The sequence below is a fragment of the Streptomyces sp. SM10 genome (assembly GCF_002910915.1).
Taxonomy (GTDB): domain Bacteria; phylum Actinomycetota; class Actinomycetes; order Streptomycetales; family Streptomycetaceae; genus Streptomyces.
In genome coordinates this window covers 1-15,394 of sequence record NZ_NEUF01000029.1, presented here as the reverse complement: position 1 = coordinate 15,394, position 15,394 = coordinate 1, and the positions used below count along the sequence as shown (strand labels likewise).

The 15,394-nt window shown below is 71.0% G+C and carries 19 protein-coding genes and 1 pseudogene; 8 read left to right on the top strand and 12 right to left on the bottom strand.

Features of this window, described 5'->3' with window-relative positions; all coding sequences use genetic code 11:
* Positions 1-16: 16 nt before the first annotated feature.
* Positions 17-1,171 (bottom strand): ribosome small subunit-dependent GTPase A, encoded by a 1,155-nt coding sequence (gene rsgA / locus B9S57_RS02210; protein WP_103513837.1) that lies wholly within the window; start codon positions 1,169-1,171, stop codon positions 17-19.
* A gap of 316 nt (positions 1,172-1,487) precedes the next feature.
* Between rsgA and B9S57_RS02205 the strand changes: the two genes are divergently transcribed.
* On the top strand, positions 1,488-1,988 hold the full coding sequence (locus B9S57_RS02205; RefSeq protein ID WP_103513836.1) for a DUF5949 family protein: 501 nt from the start codon (positions 1,488-1,490) through the stop codon (positions 1,986-1,988).
* A gap of 131 nt (positions 1,989-2,119) precedes the next feature.
* Here B9S57_RS02205 and B9S57_RS02200 read toward each other — a convergent pair whose 3' ends face one another.
* The 6 genes from B9S57_RS02200 to B9S57_RS02175 form a co-directional block, all read right to left on the bottom strand.
* Entirely contained in the window at positions 2,120-2,527 is a 408-nt protein-coding gene (locus B9S57_RS02200) for a rodlin (RefSeq protein WP_103513835.1), read from the bottom strand.
* Between the two features lie 116 nt (positions 2,528-2,643).
* Positions 2,644-2,868: a hypothetical protein gene (locus B9S57_RS02195; protein WP_103513834.1), complete on the bottom strand. Its 225-nt coding sequence runs from the start codon at positions 2,866-2,868 to the stop codon at positions 2,644-2,646.
* 269 nt (positions 2,869-3,137) lie between these two features.
* Entirely contained in the window at positions 3,138-3,548 is a 411-nt protein-coding gene (locus B9S57_RS02190; protein ID WP_103513833.1) for a rodlin, read from the bottom strand.
* Positions 3,549-3,722: 174 nt separating this feature from the next.
* Positions 3,723-4,025 carry a hypothetical protein gene (locus B9S57_RS02185; protein ID WP_103513832.1) on the bottom strand — a complete coding sequence of 101 codons (303 nt, stop codon included), beginning with the start codon at positions 4,023-4,025 and terminating at the stop codon, positions 3,723-3,725.
* 174 nt (positions 4,026-4,199) lie between these two features.
* A complete protein-coding gene (locus B9S57_RS02180) occupies positions 4,200-4,433 on the bottom strand; it encodes a chaplin (protein ID WP_103513831.1) in 234 nt (77 codons plus the stop codon).
* A 222-nt stretch (positions 4,434-4,655) separates the two neighbouring features.
* Entirely contained in the window at positions 4,656-5,060 is a 405-nt protein-coding gene (locus B9S57_RS02175; protein ID WP_103513830.1) for a rodlin, read from the bottom strand.
* Between the two features lie 266 nt (positions 5,061-5,326).
* On the opposite strand from B9S57_RS02175, the gene B9S57_RS36155 reads away from it, so the two are divergent.
* The 3 genes and pseudogenes from B9S57_RS36155 to B9S57_RS36320 all read left to right on the top strand — a co-directional run bounded on the left by B9S57_RS36155 (position 5,327) and on the right by B9S57_RS36320 (position 6,857).
* Positions 5,327-6,067, top strand: a complete 741-nt coding sequence (locus tag B9S57_RS36155; protein WP_103513829.1) for a chaplin — start codon at positions 5,327-5,329, stop codon at positions 6,065-6,067.
* A 49-nt stretch (positions 6,068-6,116) separates the two neighbouring features.
* A pseudogene (locus B9S57_RS02165) lies at positions 6,117-6,537 on the top strand (FadR/GntR family transcriptional regulator); the annotation flags it as partial.
* 98 nt (positions 6,538-6,635) lie between these two features.
* The gene (locus tag B9S57_RS36320; RefSeq protein WP_181011201.1) at positions 6,636-6,857 is read left to right on the top strand and encodes a hypothetical protein; all 222 of its coding nucleotides are present in this window, start codon (positions 6,636-6,638) and stop codon (positions 6,855-6,857) included.
* Between the two features lie 81 nt (positions 6,858-6,938).
* Here the strand turns inward: B9S57_RS36320 and B9S57_RS02155 are convergent, their stop codons facing one another.
* The 4 genes from B9S57_RS02155 to B9S57_RS02140 form a co-directional block, all read right to left on the bottom strand.
* On the bottom strand, positions 6,939-7,397 hold the full coding sequence (locus B9S57_RS02155) for a MaoC family dehydratase (protein ID WP_103513828.1): 459 nt from the start codon (positions 7,395-7,397) through the stop codon (positions 6,939-6,941).
* 33 nt (positions 7,398-7,430) lie between these two features.
* Complete coding sequence (locus B9S57_RS02150; protein ID WP_103513827.1) at positions 7,431-8,774, bottom strand: MFS transporter; 1,344 nt, start codon at positions 8,772-8,774, stop codon at positions 7,431-7,433.
* Positions 8,775-8,900: 126 nt separating this feature from the next.
* The gene (locus B9S57_RS02145) at positions 8,901-10,127 is read right to left on the bottom strand and encodes an acetyl-CoA C-acetyltransferase (RefSeq protein WP_103513826.1); all 1,227 of its coding nucleotides are present in this window, start codon (positions 10,125-10,127) and stop codon (positions 8,901-8,903) included.
* A gap of 116 nt (positions 10,128-10,243) precedes the next feature.
* Positions 10,244-11,134 (bottom strand): LysR family transcriptional regulator, encoded by an 891-nt coding sequence (locus tag B9S57_RS02140; RefSeq protein WP_103513825.1) that lies wholly within the window; start codon positions 11,132-11,134, stop codon positions 10,244-10,246.
* Between the two features lie 155 nt (positions 11,135-11,289).
* Between B9S57_RS02140 and B9S57_RS02135 the strand changes: the two genes are divergently transcribed.
* From B9S57_RS02135 to B9S57_RS02120, 4 genes are all read left to right on the top strand, one after another.
* A complete protein-coding gene (locus tag B9S57_RS02135; protein WP_181011202.1) occupies positions 11,290-12,207 on the top strand; it encodes a CoA transferase subunit A in 918 nt (305 codons plus the stop codon).
* 26 nt (positions 12,208-12,233) lie between these two features.
* Positions 12,234-13,010, top strand: a complete 777-nt coding sequence (locus B9S57_RS02130; protein WP_103513823.1) for a CoA-transferase subunit beta — start codon at positions 12,234-12,236, stop codon at positions 13,008-13,010.
* A 58-nt stretch (positions 13,011-13,068) separates the two neighbouring features.
* Positions 13,069-14,595, top strand: a complete 1,527-nt coding sequence (locus B9S57_RS02125) for a 3-hydroxyacyl-CoA dehydrogenase (protein WP_103513841.1) — start codon at positions 13,069-13,071, stop codon at positions 14,593-14,595.
* Between the two features lie 125 nt (positions 14,596-14,720).
* Positions 14,721-15,116, top strand: a complete 396-nt coding sequence (locus B9S57_RS02120) for a VOC family protein (protein ID WP_258036177.1) — start codon at positions 14,721-14,723, stop codon at positions 15,114-15,116.
* On the opposite strand, the gene B9S57_RS02115 is transcribed toward B9S57_RS02120, so the two are convergent.
* Positions 15,053-15,394: helix-turn-helix domain-containing protein (locus B9S57_RS02115; protein ID WP_146057701.1), on the bottom strand; the 342-nt coding region annotated here is incomplete at its 5' end. The two genes, B9S57_RS02120 and B9S57_RS02115, sit on opposite strands and share 64 nt — an antisense overlap.

The following is a 15,394-nucleotide window of genomic DNA, read 5'->3' as shown; positions in this document are numbered from 1 at the left end:
CCCCCGCCCCTGCCCGCTAACGCGTCCTGCCCCGCTTCATCGCCATGGCCTCCCGGCCCTCGGCCCCCCTGCGCTTCCATTCGCGCAGGGTCTCGCTGCGCAGCCGGGCGTCGGTCTTGGCCGCGATACGGTGGTTCTCCCGGAGGAGCTTGCGGTAGCTGTCGAGACGCCGTTCGGCCAGGGAGCCGTCCTCGATCGCACCGAGCACGGCGCAGCCGGGCTCGGCCTCGTGGCCGCAGTCGTGGAAGCGGCACTGCCGCGCCAGGTCCTCGATCTCGGAGAAGACCTGGCCGACCCCCGCCTGGGCGTCCCACAGGCCGACGCCGCGCAGCCCCGGGGTGTCGATCAGGACACCCCCGCCGGGGAGTACGAGGAGGTTGCGGGTCGTGGTGGTGTGACGGCCCTTGCCGTCCACCTCCCGCGCCTCCTGGACATGCATCACGTCCGCACCGAGCAGCGTGTTGGCGAGGGTCGACTTGCCGGCGCCCGAAGTCCCGAGCAGCACGCTCGTACCGCTGCCGACGATCGCCCCGAACACGTCGACCCCCTCCCCCGTGGCGGAGCTGACGGGGAGCACCTGCACCCCGGGGGCGATGCGCTCGATGTCCTGGACGAGGTGGGACAGCGTGGTGCCGTCCGGGACGAGGTCGGCCTTGGTGAGCAGCACGAGCGGCTGGGCCTCGTGCCCGGCGGACGAGGTCCCGTCGCCGAGGAGCGCGGCGCCGGCGGTGGCGGACATGGCCAGGGCCAGGAACCGTTCCAGCCGTCCGAGGTCCAGCTCGACGGCGAGCGAGACGCAGATGACGATGTGGTCGATGTTGGTGGCGAGCACCTGCCCTTCGGAGCGCTGCGACGAGGTCGAGCGCACGAAGGCCGTGCGGCGGGGCAGGAGCGCGCGGACGAACTGCGGGTCGCCGTCGGGGTCGACGGCCACCCAGTCGCCGGTGCAGACGATCCGCATCGGGTCGCGGGGGACCACGAACGCGGTGTCCGCCCGGAGGGTGCCCGCAGGAGTGACCACGTCGCACAGACCGCGGTCGACCCGCACCACGCGTCCCGGCAGGAGTCCCTGCTCGGCGTACGGGGCGAAGATGTCGGCCCATGCGTCGTCCCAGCCGTACGGAGCCAGCGGGTGCGACGGAACGGAGCCCGGAGAATTCGGGAAAGACAAGGGAAACCCTTCACAAGGGCGGCCCCGGCACCGCGCGTCCGGCGCGGAGGAAAGGTCGAGTCAGCCGGTGGCCACAGGGGTGGGAACGATGCACTTCGGGTTGTGGGCAGCGCCCATCTCAACGACAGTCATCAATGTCCTCACCTCCTGGTTCCTCGAACTCCGCACACCATAGTCCGGGGCCTCCCCGGACGGTCAACAGGTTTTTCGGGCCACGGCCCCTCATGCGACGGATCAGGACGAGTTGCGCGAGATACTCCACGATCGGGTGATACGCGTACACAAGGACCGGTCTCGGGCCGTTAGGGTGCCGGTCATGACCTCACCCGAATCCGCCACCCTTCCTTACTCGCCAGCCCAGTTGGGCACCCAGGTCCTCATCGGCTGGAGCGGGGCGAGCGCCCCGGGGGAGCGTGAGACCGCCTTCCTCCTCGCCTACTCGCTCGGTGACGGCCGGGACGGGCCCGAGGCCGGGGAGACGGCCATGCACACGGCACTGGAGCGCAGCGGACTGCGTGTGGGGGGCGAGACGCTGGACGCCTCGGAACTTCCGAACCTTCCGGTCAAACTCCTCGTCCAGGCCGGGCAGGCCGTACTGACGCTTCCTCACTTCAAGGCGCAGTACACCGTGCCCCCGGAGTGGCTGGCCGCGGCACGGTCGGAGGGCCGGGTCCACGGGATGTTCGCCACGCGCCCGTGGCCCGCCGCCGTCCCCGGGCAGCCGGTCGGCGAGGAACTGCTGAAGTCCTTCGTGGGCGACCCCGACGTCATCGCGACCTCCGCCCACTGCCTGCTGCCGGTGCGCAGCCTCGGCTGACCGTTCCGCGCCCCGTACGAGGCGATGCCCACCACCCCCGTGGAGTGGTGGGCATCGCCCTGTGCGCTGCGCGTCGCAGCGGTATGCGGGCGGCCCACCGGCGTACGCCAGGGGCCACCCACCCAGCGGCGTCAGTTGTTGCCGACGCCGTTGCCCGAGATCACCGGGATGTCGTTCAGGATGTGCGACAGGGCCTCGTCGCCCTTGGCCTGCGTGGAGTTGTCCGCGCACTGCTGGTTCTGCGGCGAGGACAGGACGTTGATGTCCTGGACCGCGATCGGAATGGCACCGATCAGCGAACCCACGTTGGCCTTGACCGGCAGGGCGATGCAGGGCTTGTTCAGCGAGCCCTGGACGAGGCTGAGCTGGGGGCTCTGGTCGCCCCTGGTCGAGCTGTTACCGAACTCCGACTCGGCGCCGTTGCCGTTGATCGTGGTCGTGCCGTGGTCGTCGCCGATCGCCATGGCCGAGGGGGCCGCGGCGGCGGACAGACCGATCAGGGACACGGCTACGGCGGCGCCGGCCATCATCTTCTTCATCACGCTTCACCTTTCGGAGCGTCCCGTTCTGGAACGTACTGAGTAACCCCAAACGGAGCTTTTGGTTCCGCTACACCACTCGAACGGGTTGGATCCGATTCCGCTGTGACGTGCGGCTATCGGCCGTCGCCCGCCGTACGGGCGGCGGGGACGAAGGCGCCCTCCCGTCCGGGCGCCGGACTCCCGGACGCCGCAGGGTCGGATGTCGCGCCCTGCGCCCATGGCGCCTCGTCGCGCCGGACAGCGTCGCGCCATTCGGCGAGCAGCCGGTCGTAGATGGGCGTGGAGCTCTCGGGCGACCGGCCACGGCCGGGCGGATGGTGACTGTCGTACGAGTCCATGAGGCGCACCTACCCGGACACGCGTACGGCGTCGGCCGTTCATGCGGCAACCGGCCCAATTCCCGCACTATCGGGCTACCCGACGTGCAGACCGGCCGTTCGTCGCGCGGATGCCGGACAGGCGTGTGGGGCCGCCCCCTCCGCACACCCGACCGAGGTCGGGCACCGCACGGACGGAACGGCCCCACACGTGTTCACGGACTACGCGAAGGCGGGAAACGGTGCACCCTGGCCTGAACGGACGCAGGGGGAGCCGGAGCGGATCGGTGTCAGTTGTTGCCCGCGCCGTTGCCCGAGAGCACCGGGATGTCGTTGAGGATGTGCGACAGAGCCTCGTCACCCTTGGCCTGGGTGGAGTTCTCGGTGCACTGCTGGTTCTGCGGCGAGGACAGGACGTTGATGTCCTGGACCGAGATCGGGACGAGCCCGAGCAGCGAGCCGATGTTGGCCTTTGCCGGCAGAGCGATGCAGGGCTTGTTGAACGAGCCCTGGATGAGACCGATCTGCGGGCTCATGTCACCGTGCGTGCTGCTGTTGCCGTAGTACTGGTCGGAACCGTTGCCGTTGACCGTCGTGGTGCCGGTGTCGTTGCCGATCGCCATGGCCGAGGGGGCCGCGGCGGCGGAAACACCGGCGACGGATGCGGCCATGGCCGCCGACGCCAGAATCTTCTTCATCATGAAACGTGCCCTTCTGGTTTTTCTGTTGCCCGCCTGTCCGGAGCATTCTGAACAACTCCGCCCGACGGTTTCCGGTTGCGCCCTTTCACTCGAACGATGTTCCTCGTCCAGGGCGTCGCACCGCATGCGGAAGCGGCCCGCACCTCGCACGGCCCGAAAGGACGGCGCCGACGGTCAGCCGCCCAGCGGCAGTCCGCCCAGGAGCGGGGCCGCCCCGTCGGCCGCACCGGTCACCACATCGGCCGACCTGCTGACCGCGCCGTCCTCCTGCACCGCTCCCGCGGTCTCTCCGACCGCGTCCACCAGGGGGTTCACCACCCGGTCCGGGATCTGCGGTGCCGCGGAGGTCAGTTCGTTCACACCGCCGGTGAGGCTGATGCGGGGGGCCGTGGGGGTGGTCGCGGCGAAGGCGGGTGCAGCTGCCCCGAGAGCGGCGACGGAACCTGCGACAACGGCGGCGGTCTTCGCGTACTTCACTTTCCCGAATCCCTTCTTCGGCGGCGTGTGCCGCCTCTGCCGGGGACAACGATCAAGCCGCGCACGGGGAAACTGCACGGGACCACATTTCCCGTGCGCAGCGAGAAGGCCCCGGAGCAGCAGATGCGCTCCCGGGCCTTCTCATGACGAACCGTCGGCTCGACCGAATGGAGATCAGTCGTTGATGCAGACGTTGCCGAACGACGGGTTGAGCAGACCGACGACGTTGATGGTGTTGCCGCAGACGTTCACCGGGATGTGGATCGGAACCTGAACGACATTGCCGGACAGGACACCCGGGGAGTGGGCGGCAACGGCCTCGGCGCCGGAGTCGGCCATGGCCGGAGCAGCGGCGCCGAGAGCCATGAGGGTTCCGGCGGCGACGGCGGCAACCTTGGTGTACTTCACTTTCGTCCCTTTCTGCAGCGGAGTCCTGAGCGGTCACGTATTTCGTGCCGCACGAGCGCTTCTCTGAAATGCACCCGTAACTCCGGAGCTGTAATCCCTAACGAGTGACGGGCGATCGCGAAACGCTATGGGAAGAGTTTCGCGGAAGAACGCCCGGATGATGCAGGCCCGGGCCGCGCGATGGAGGAGTGTCGGCGGCCCGGACCGGTCCTGGAGGGCCGGTCAGTTGTTGCCGGCACCGTTACCGGAGAGGACCGGGATGTCCGACAGGATGTGCGACAACGGCTCGTCACCCTTGGCCTGGGTGGAGTTGTCGGTGCACTGCTGGTTCTGCGGGTTCGACAGGACGTTGACGTCCTGGACCGCGAGCGCGGCGAGGACACCGACGAGGGCGCCGGCGTTGGCCTTGACCGGCAGGGCGATGCAGGGCTTGTTCAGCGAGCCCTGGACGAGGCTGAGCTGCGGGCTCTGGTCACCCCTGGTCGAGCTGTTGCCGAACTCGGACTCGGCGCCGTTGCCGTTGATCGACGTCGTGCCGGTGTCGTCACCGATCGCCATGGCACTGGTAGCAGAGACACCGAGGACGGAGGCGGCGACGGCACCCGTAGCCAGAACCTTCTTGATCACGATTAACCCTTCTCGTACCGATTGCCCCGCGGCGGAGCGACCTGATCAACTCGGCGGGCGGCGTTTGGTTCCCCCCGTTCACCCGAATGCCGGAACTCTGCCGTCGAGCGAACATCCGTGCGTGACCCTTTCGGGTGGTTACCAGGATTTCCACCGCTCTCCGAGTTTCCCCCGCAACCTCTGCGTCGTTATGGAGTAGTCCGCGTCGATGGAATGACTGCCATCAGGGTCACCGCCCACGCGAATTTCCCGGAGAAGGGCACGTAATGCGACAGGTTCTGAACAAAAGCATGATCGTCATGGCGGCGGCGTCGGGCATCCTGACCGCCGCCGGCGGTTACGCGCACGCCGACGCCTCGGCCGACGGTGTCGCCGCCAATTCACCGGGTGTCGGCTCGGGCAACGCCGTTCAGGTCCCGGTGCATGTCCCGGTCAATCTCTGCGGCAACACCGTCAATGTGATCGCCCTGCTGAACCCGGCCTTCGGCAACAAGTGCGCGAACGTCAGCTCGCACGACGAGCACGGCCACGGCTCGTCCGGCGCGAGCGCGGACGGCAAGGCCGTCGGCTCCCCCGGCGTCCTCTCCGGCAACCTGGCCCAGGTTCCGGTGGAGGTCCCGGTGAACGCCTGCGGCAACTCCGTCGACGTCGTCGGCGTGCTGAACCCCGTCTTCGGCAACTCCTGCGTCAACGAGAGCGGTCGCGACCACGGGCACCCCCCGGTGCACCCGCCCGTCCACCCGCCGGTGGAGCCCCCCACCGAGGAGCCCCCGACGGTCACCCCGCCGACCGAGGAGCCCCCCACCGAGGAGCCCCCGGCCGTCACGCCGCCGACCTCGAAGCCTCCCGTGGAGGAGCCGCCGGCCGGCAACCCGGGGCCGAACACCCCCGACACCCAGCTGGCGCAGACCGGTGCCGGTGACATCGGCCTGGCCGCCGGTGCGAGCGCGGCGCTGCTGCTGGGCGGCGCGGTGCTCATGCGCCGCAGCCGCGGTTCGCGCGTCTGACCAACTCCTGAGAAGGGGTTGCCGGAAAGGGGCCGGCCGACAGCTGCACCTGTCGGCCGGCCTCTCCCTGTTCGGCCACCGTCGGCAGGAAGTCGCGGAGGGGACCAAGCGCTACGTCCTCGAGGAGCGCCTGAGCCCGGGCGACGCGCATGCCCACGGAGCCCGCCCTCTGCGAAGCGCTCGGCGCGAGCCGCTCCAGCGTGCGCGAGGCGGTCAGGATCCTCGACGCGCTGGACATCGTCGAGGTCCGCCGCGGCCACGGCACGTATGTCGGCCTGCTGAGCCTGTCCGCCCTGGTGGAGAGCCTGACGTTCCGTGGGCTGCTCTCCCCCGACGGCGACTTCCAGGTGCTGGCCGACCTCGTGGACGTACGCGAGCTCTTCGAGCGCGGGATGGCCGACCGGATCATCGCACTGCTCACACCCGCAGGTCTCGACCGGCTGGACGCGCTGGTGGCCGACATGCGGGAAGCCGAGCGCGAGCGAGGGCTGGTTCGCCTTCACTGAACTGCTCAACTTCCGCCTGCTGCCCCGGCTGGCCCGCGCCCGGCACCTTTCGGGTCCAGCAGATGCTCGACAAGGCCGCGGACATGACCGAGACGGTCGGCGGACACCCACCATGGCGCGGACTGCCCGTTCGCGTCGCCTGCCGCGACGATCTCCAGGTGCTGGGCGCAGGTGGTCCGCAGGTCCTGATGGCCGACGTCGAGGTCCTCTCGCACCCGGTCCGTCGCCGCCCGGAAAGCGCCCGCCTTCCTCTGCTCCTGGCCGATCCAGGCGCTGCCGGCTGAACCGGCTGACCGACCCGGATGCCCGGGCCGACCACCTGGCCGCACCGGCCCCGGCCGGGGGCCTACGGGAGAAGCCGGGGCCTACGGGTAGAAGTGGGTCAGCGACTCGGCGACGCAGGCCGGCTTCTCGGAGCCCTCCAGTTCGAAGGTGAAGCCCCGCGTCATCTGCACGCCGCCCCGCGCGACCTCGGCCACCCCGGTGACGGTGGCGTGCAGGCGCACGCGGCTGCCGACGGGGACGGGAGCCGGGTAGCGGACCCGGTTGACCCCGTAGTTGAGCGCCCGCCCCACCCCGCTCACCCGGAGCAGCTCGCCGAACATCGGAATGCCCCAGCTCAGCACCATGTAGCCGTGGGCGATGGTGCGTCCGTAGGGGCCGGCGGCGGCGCGCTCGACGTCGGTGTGGATCCACTGGTGGTCCCCCGAGACGTACGCGTAGGCGTCGATCAGCTCCTGGGTGACCTCCTTCCACTCCGAGCGTCCGAGGTCGCGCCCGCCGAGGGCGAGGATCTCCGGAATGCCGTGCGCGGTCAGCGGCATGTCGCTGTACTCCGTTCTGCGTGGACGGGCGGGTCAGGCGGTGACGGTCGCGGGGCAGGGTGCGGCGACCGGAGCGGCGGCCTGCTCGTCGTGGTTGGGGCGCTTGAGCAGGAGGAGCATGCAGCCCAGGGTCAGCACCACCTGGAAGACGGCGTAGGCGATGACGGCGGTGATGGAACCGGTCCGGTTGAGCAGGAACTGCCCGATGATCGGGGTCGTCCCGCCGAGCAGGGTGCCGCAGAGCTGGTAGCAGAGCGAGATGCCGGTGTAGCGCAGATGGGCCGGGAAGCGGCTGGCGAGCATGCCGGCGAGAGCCGCGTAGTAGAGGCAGTGCGGGATCGTCGCGACGGCGACACCGACCATGGCGAGGCCGTAGTTCCCGGTGCTGATGAGGACGAACATCACCGGCATCAGGATGAGCTCGGGGACCAGCATCACGATCACCGCGCGGGACCAGCTCTTCATCCGGGTGGCGATGAGGGCGCCGAAGGGCTGGACGATGATCTGGGTGACGTTGGCGACGAGGATGATCGTCAGGAACGAGCTTCGGTCGAAGTCGAGGGACGTGGTCGCCCAGGACAGGGCGAACGTCGACTTGAAGTACGTCGCGGACAGGCCGATGGTGCAGGCGCCGATGCCGAGGACGATCAGCATGGGGTGGGTGCGCAGGACCTCGGTCAGCGGGAGCTTGGCGACTTCCCTCTTCTCGATGAGCTTGGCCATGGCCGGGGACTCGGCGACCTTCAGGCGGACCAGCAGACCGACCATGACGAGGGCGGCGGACGCGAGGAAGGGCACGCGCCAGCCCCAGGAGACGAAGGCGTCGTCGGGCAGCTGGCTGATCGCGAGGAAGCTCAGGGTGGAGAGGGTGTTGCCGACGGGCGAGCCCTGCTGGGCGAAGGCGGCGTACAGCACCGACTTGCCCTTGGGGGCGTGCTCGGCGGCGATCAGGACGGATCCGCCCCATTCGCCGCCGAGGCCGATGCCCTGGATCATGCGGATGCAGACCAGCAGGATCGGGGCGGCGATGCCGATGGAGGCGTAGCCGGGCAGCAGTCCGATCGCGGTGGTCGAGACGCCCATCATCAGCAGGGTGATGACGAGGGTCTTCTTACGGCCGAGCCGGTCGCCGTAGTGGCCGAAGATGATGCCGCCGAGGGGGCGGGCGAGGAAGCCGACCCAGAAGGTGGCGAACGCGACCAGGGTGCCGATGGGGCCTTCGAGTTCCGGGAAGAACACCTTGTCGAAGACGAGCGCTGCCGCGGTTCCGTAGATGTAGAAGTCGAACCACTCGATGGTGGAGCCGATGAAGGCTCCGAACCCTGCGCGGTTGGCGGCTTTCGTTCGCTCGCGTGCGGTGGCGGTGGTCGCACTCATCGGTGGCTCCCGTGAACATCGTGATCAAGCGGATGGAGGCATGGCTGACCCGGGCGTCGCCCGGACGCCCTGGGTCGCGTGGTGGAGAGGGGACGGAGAAGAAGGGGACGGTGAGGGTACGGGCCGTCAGGCGGCGATGCGTTCGAAGACCGCGGCGAGGCCCTGGCCTCCGCCGATGCACATGGTCTCCAGCCCGTAGCGCGCCTGGGTGCGGTCCATCTCCCGGGTGAGGGTGGCGAGGATGCGGGCGCCGGTGGCGCCCACCGGGTGGCCGAGCGAGACACCGGATCCGTTGACGTTGATCCGCTGCTCGTGGTCCTTCTCCCCGAGGCCGAGCTCCCGGGTGCAGGCGAGGACCTGGGCGGCGAAGGCCTCGTTGAGCTCGATGAGGTCGAGGTCGGCGAGGGTGAGGCCGGCCCGGGCGAGGGCCGCGTGGGTGGCCGGGACGGGACCGATGCCCATCGTCGCCGCGGGGACACCGGCACGGGCGAAGGAGACCAGGCGCACGAGCGGGGTGAGCCCGAGCCGTTCGGCGGTGGCGGCGCTGGTGACCAGGCAGGCGGCGGCCGCGTCGTTCTGCCCGCTGGCGTTGCCCGCGGTGACGGTGGCCTCGGGGTCGGACTTGGCCATGATGGGGCGCAGCGCCGCGAGCTGTTCGGCGGTGGTGTCGGGGCGGGGGTGCTCGTCGGCGGTGACGACGGTCTCGCCCTTCCTGGTGCGCACGGTGACGGGGACGGTCTCCGCGTCGTAGCGCCCCTCCTGCACGGCACGGGCGGCGCGGGCCTGCGAGCGCAGGGCGAGGGCGTCCTGGTCGGCACGGCTGATGGAGTAGGCGCGGCGGAGGTTCTCCGCGGTCTCGATCATGCCGCCGGGTACGGGGTGGTGGACGCCGCCGGCGGTGACCCGGCCGCGGGCCAGCGAGTCGTGGAGCTGGAGGCCGGGGCCCTTGATGCCCCAGCGTCCGTCGTGCGTGTAGTAGGGGGCGGCGCTCATGACGTCGACACCGCCGGCGACGACGACGTCGCTGAAACCGGCGCGGATCTGCATGGCGGCGTCGAGGACGGCCTGCAGGCCGGAGCCGCAGCGGCGGTCGGTCTGGGCGCCGGTGACGGTGTCGGGGAGTCCGGCGTCCAGGGCGGCGACGCGGCCGATGGCCGGGGCCTCGGACGAGGGGTAGGCGTGTCCGAGGATCACCTCGTCCACCCGGTCCGGGTCGATCCCCGCACGGGCGACGACCTCCGCGATGACGCGTGCGGCGAGCGCGGCGGGGGTCTGCTGGGCGAACGCGCCGCCGAAACGCCCGATGGGGGTACGCAGCGGTTCGCAGATGACGACATCGGTCCGGTCGGGCACGGCGGAACACCTTTCGGCGGGTTCGGGTGTGTGGGGTGACCTTCGCACCGGACCACTGAGTCGGTCCAATATCGAGTTCCCGCACATTCAAGACGCTGTGCGTCTCAATCCGGCGGTCAGGGGGTCGGCAGGGCCTCCTCGGCGACCGCGAGCACCGCGCCGAGGGCCGCCGAGGGGTTGTCCGTGCGCCAGGCCAGCGCCGCCTGGCGCCGGACCGGCGGGCCGGCGAGGGGCCGGTAGATGAGTCCGTTCTGCTGGATGTGGCGGACCGAGGAGACCGTGAGCGTGACGCCGACGCCGGCGGCGACGAGGGCGAGGATCGTGTACGAGTCCGGCGCTTCCTGCACCACCCGGGGGTTGAAACCCGCGGCCTCGCAGACCTGGACCATGGCGTCGCGGACCGTCGACCCGGCGTTGGCCGGGAAGGAGACGAAGGGTTCCTCGGCCAGGATCCCGATCGGGATGCTCTCCAGGCGGGCGAGCCGGTGGTCGGAGGGCAGCGCGCACAGCAGCTCCTCCTCGTCGATCACCCGGTAGGTCACCCCGGGCTGGGTGACCGGGAGCCGGACGAAGCCCAGGTCGAGGGAGCCGTCGGCGACCCGGGACAGGGCGACGTTGGCGTAGGTCTGACCCTTCATGGCCAGCTCGATGCCGGGGTGCGCGGCGCGCACGGCCCGGGTCAGCAGGGGCAGGGTCTCGTGACTGGAGGCCCCGGCGAAGCCGATGGTGACCCGCCCGTACTCCCCGCGTCCAGCGGCCTTGGCCGCCCGTACCGCCGTGTCGAGGTCGGCGAGGACGGTCCGTACGGGTTCGAGGAAGGACTCCCCCGCACTGGTGAGCCGCACGGAGCGCGTGTTGCGTGCGAAGAGCTGGACGCCGAGCTCCTTCTCCAGCTGCCGGATCTGCTGGCTGAGCGGGGGCTGGGCCATCTGCAGCCGCTTGGCGGCGCGGCCGAAGTGCAGCTCCTCGGCGACGGCGGTGAACGCGGTCAGATGACGCAGTTCCATCGGGTGCTTCCATTCATTAACCAGCTGTCTCGATCCGACCTTAATTTGGTATTGGACAGCAATCAATGACCACTGACACGGTGAGGGCGACCAGCACGCACTCGCCGAGGAGCACCGTGGAGCGGACGGATACGGCCGACGGGCCCAGCAAAGTCATGTCGATGAAGGAGGCCGTCGCCGCCTTCGTGCACGACGGGGCCACGGTCGCCATCGAGGGGTTCACCCACCTCGTCCCGACCGCCGCGGGGCACGAGATCATCCGCCAGGGCCGCAAGGACCTCACCGTCGTGCGGATGACGGCGGACATCGTGGTGGACCAGATGATCGCCGCCGGCTGCGTCTCGCGACTGGTCTCCTCCTTCGTGGGCAACTCCTCCGCCGGTTCGCTCGGCGAGCTGCGGCGCAGGATCGAGCGCGCCGGCCCGGCGCCGCTGGCCTTCGAGGAGTACAGCCACTACGGGATGGTGTGCCGGTATCTCGCGGGGTCCCAGCGGCTGCCCTTCTATCCGCTGCGGAGCTACGGCGGCAGTGATCTCCCGTCCGTCAACAGCGATCTGCGCAAGGTGACGTCGCCCTACCCGGGGCCCGACGGGCAGCCGGAGCAGATCTACGTCGTGCCTCCCGTGAACCCGGACGTCACGATCATCCACGCCCAGCGGGCCGACCGCCGGGGCAACACCCAGATCTGGGGGCTGACCGGCATCCAGGCCGAGGCCGTCTACGCGGGGGACAAGGCGATCGTCGTCGTCGAGGAGGTCGTCGCGGACGACGTGGTCCGCTCGGACCCCAACCGCACCCTCGTCCCGTCCCACGCCGTGGACGCCGTCGTGGTCTGCCCTCGCGGCGCGCACCCCTCCTTCGCGCAGGGCTACTACGACCGTGACAACGCCTTCTACCGGGCCTGGTCGCACATCAGCAAGGACCCGGAACGGCTGCGGGCCTGGCTGGCGGAGTGGGTGTACGGAACGGCCGACCACGCCGAGTACGTCGACAGGCTGGGCGAGGACTTCTGGGCCGGACTCGCGGTGGGCGAAGCCCTCAGCGAACCGGTGAACTACGGGCGGCGGCTGTGAGCGCGCCGCGGGAGAGGGAACGGGACATGACCACCACCGCACCGGAGACCGTCACCTCCTCGGAGCTGCTCTCCGTCGTCGCCTCCCGCGAACTGGCCTCCCGGCGCACGGTGTTCGCCGGCATCGGGCTGCCCACGCTCGCGACCGAGCTCGCCCACCTGACGGTCGCGTCGCAGATCGAGGTCGTGTACGAGTCCGGGGTCTGCGGGGCGCATCCCTCGCACCTGCCGGAGACCATCGCTGACGCCGTGCTCATCTCGGGCGCCGAGGCCGTACTGTCCATGCCGGCGCTGTTCGGCTGCGTGCTCCAGGGCGGCCACATCGACGTGGGCTTCCTCGGGGCGGCGCAGATCGACCGGTGGGGCAACCTGAACACCTCCGTCATCGGGGACTGGGAGCGCCCCGCGGTGCGGCTGCCCGGCTCCGGCGGCGCCATGGAGGTGATGGCCAACTCCCACGAGGTCTTCGTGGTGATGCGCCGCCACAATCCTCGCTCCTTCACCGCGGAGCTGGACTTCTGCACGACGCCGGGCCCGGACCGTGCCCTCGCCGAGGGCATCCGCCCGCTGGGGGCCGGGGTCACCCGGGTCATCACCGAACTGGGCATCCTGGCCCGCGCGGGCGTCGGTGAGGAGCTCCGGCTCGTTGCCGTGCACCCGGGAGTGACGGTCGATCAGGTACGCGCGGCGACGGGGTGGGACCTGAAGGCCGCCGCCTCCGTCGACACCGTGCCCCCGCCGACCGAGGCGGAACTGCGCCTGCTGCGCGAGGATGTCGACCCCGGTCGCGTCTACCTCCGCTGACCCGACCCCGTCCGCAACCGCCGACATCGACCGCACCTTCCGAGAGGACGTCACCGCCATGCGCATCAGGATCGTCGGAGCCGGAGCCATGGGCCGCGGCATCGCCCAGTGGGCCGCCGTCGCCGGGCACACCGTCGAGCTCTGCGACGTACGGACCGAGGCGGTGACAGCGGCCGTGGACTTCGTGCGGTCCATGCTGGAACGCGCGGTCCAGAAGGGCCGGATGCCCTCCGGCGACGCCGCCGCGGCGCTGGAACGCCTGGTACCGCTGGACGATCCGTGGGCGCCGGGCCCGGAGGTCGAGCTGGTCATCGAGGCCGTGCGGGAGGACCTGGACACCAAGGCCGAGGTGTTCGGGAAGCTGGCGGAGGCGCTTCCCGACTCCGCCGTCTTCGCGACCAACACCTCGTCCCTCTCGGTGACCCGGATCGCGGCCTCGCTGCAGGATCCGGGGCGCCTGGCCGGGCTGCACTTCTTCAACCCCGTGCCGCTGATGAAGATCGTCGAGGTCGTGCCGGGCGCCGCGACCCGTCCGGAGATCCCGCCGGCCCTGACCGCCCTGGTCGAGAGCTGCGGCCATCGCGCGGTGACCGTGGCCGACACCCCCGGCTTCCTGGTCAACCACGCCGGCCGGGGGCTGGTGACGGAGGCCCTGGCCCTGCTGGAGGAGTCCGTCGCGGACCCGGCCGGGATCGACCGGATCGCCCGGGACGTGCTGGGGCTGCGCATGGGCCCGTTCGAACTGATGGACCTCACGGGTCTCGACGTCACGGCTGCCGTGATCGACTCGATCTGGCAGGGGTTCCGCCACGAGGACCGGCTCCGCCCGTCCTACCTCACCCCGAACCGGGTGACCGCGGGTCTGCACGGCCGCAAGACCGGGCAGGGCTGGTTCACGTACGGCCCCGGGGCACCGGTCGCCGAGGAGCCGCCGGTGACGGGCGACGCGGGCCGGCCCGTGTTCGTCGCCGACGGGGAGGGCGCGGCAGGTCTGCGGAGCGCGCTGGGCGCCGCCGGGGCAACGGTCGAGAGCGGCTCCGACCCCTCGGGGGACGCCGTCGTCCTCGTCCCCGTCTGGGGCACCACGGTGGCGGCCGCGGTGGCCTCGCTGGGGCTTCCCGCCGCGCGCACCTTCGGTGTGGATCCGCTGCCTCCGGCGGGCAGTCGCCGGGTGCTGGCGGTGACCCCGGCGGCGGACCCGTCCGCCGCACGGGACGCCCGCGCGGTCCTGGCCCGTGCGGCGGAGGGCAAGGAGGCGTATGCCGTCTCGGTGGTGCGGGACACCGCCGGTTCCGTGGCACAGCGGCTGCTCGCCTCCGTGGTCTCGGTCGCCGCGTCGATCGCGGAGCGCTCGCTGGCCACCCCGGCGGACATCGATCTCGCCGTGACGACCGGCCTCGGCTATCCGACGGGGCCGCTGGCCTGGGGCGACCGCATCGGGGCGGCACGCCTGCTCGACCTGCAGAGCGCCCTGCACCGGGCGACCGGCGACCCGAGGCACCGGCCGACCCGCTGGCTCGCCGAACGGGCGCAGCTGGGTCTGCCGCTGACGGACCCGGGCACCTCGCCCGAGGACTGCGCGTAGGACCTCTCGCCCGGTCCGGGCCGGGTTCGCGGGCCCGACCGGCCCGGACGCCCCTGCGGTTCCCGTCCGGGCCCGTGACCGTTTCGTACAAGACCCGGTCACGGGTCCGGGCCTACGGTCGTCCCATGACTCCACGACTCGACGCGATCTCCGTCACCACCGCCGATCTGGCCGCATCGCTCGCCTTCTACCGCAGGCTCGGGCTCGACATCCCGGCCGGCGCCGAGTCGGCGCCGCATGTCGAGGCTGCCCTCCCCGGAGGGCAGCGCCTGCTGTGGGACACCGAGGACGTCGTCCGCTCCTTCGACCCGGAGTGGACGGGGTCCAAGGGCGGCGAGCGTCTCGGGCTAGCCTTCCTCTGCGACAGCCCGGCGGAGGTCGACGCGGTGTACGCCGAACTGACCGCAGCCGGACATCCGGGGCATCTGGAGCCCTGGGACGCCGTCTGGGGGCAGCGTTACGCGGTCGTCCTGGACCCCGACGGCTGCGCCGTCTCGCTCTTCGCCGCCAACCCCTCGTAGCCGGTCCCCGAGAGGTAGCCGCCGAGCGTCGTCCCGGCCAGCTCCCGCATCTCACGGGCCAGGTGCGCCTGGTCCGTGCAGCCGGCGGCGTACGCGGCCTCGGCGTAGGGCGTGCCCTCCCGGACGAGGGCCAGGGCGCGCTGCAGCCTCAGGACCCTGGCCAGGGTCTTGGGGCCGTAGCCGAAGGCGGCGAGGGAGCGGCGGTGGAGCTGCCGGGCGCCGAGCCCGACGCCGCGTGCGGTGGCGGTGACGGAGCGCCCCTGCCGCAACTGTGCGGC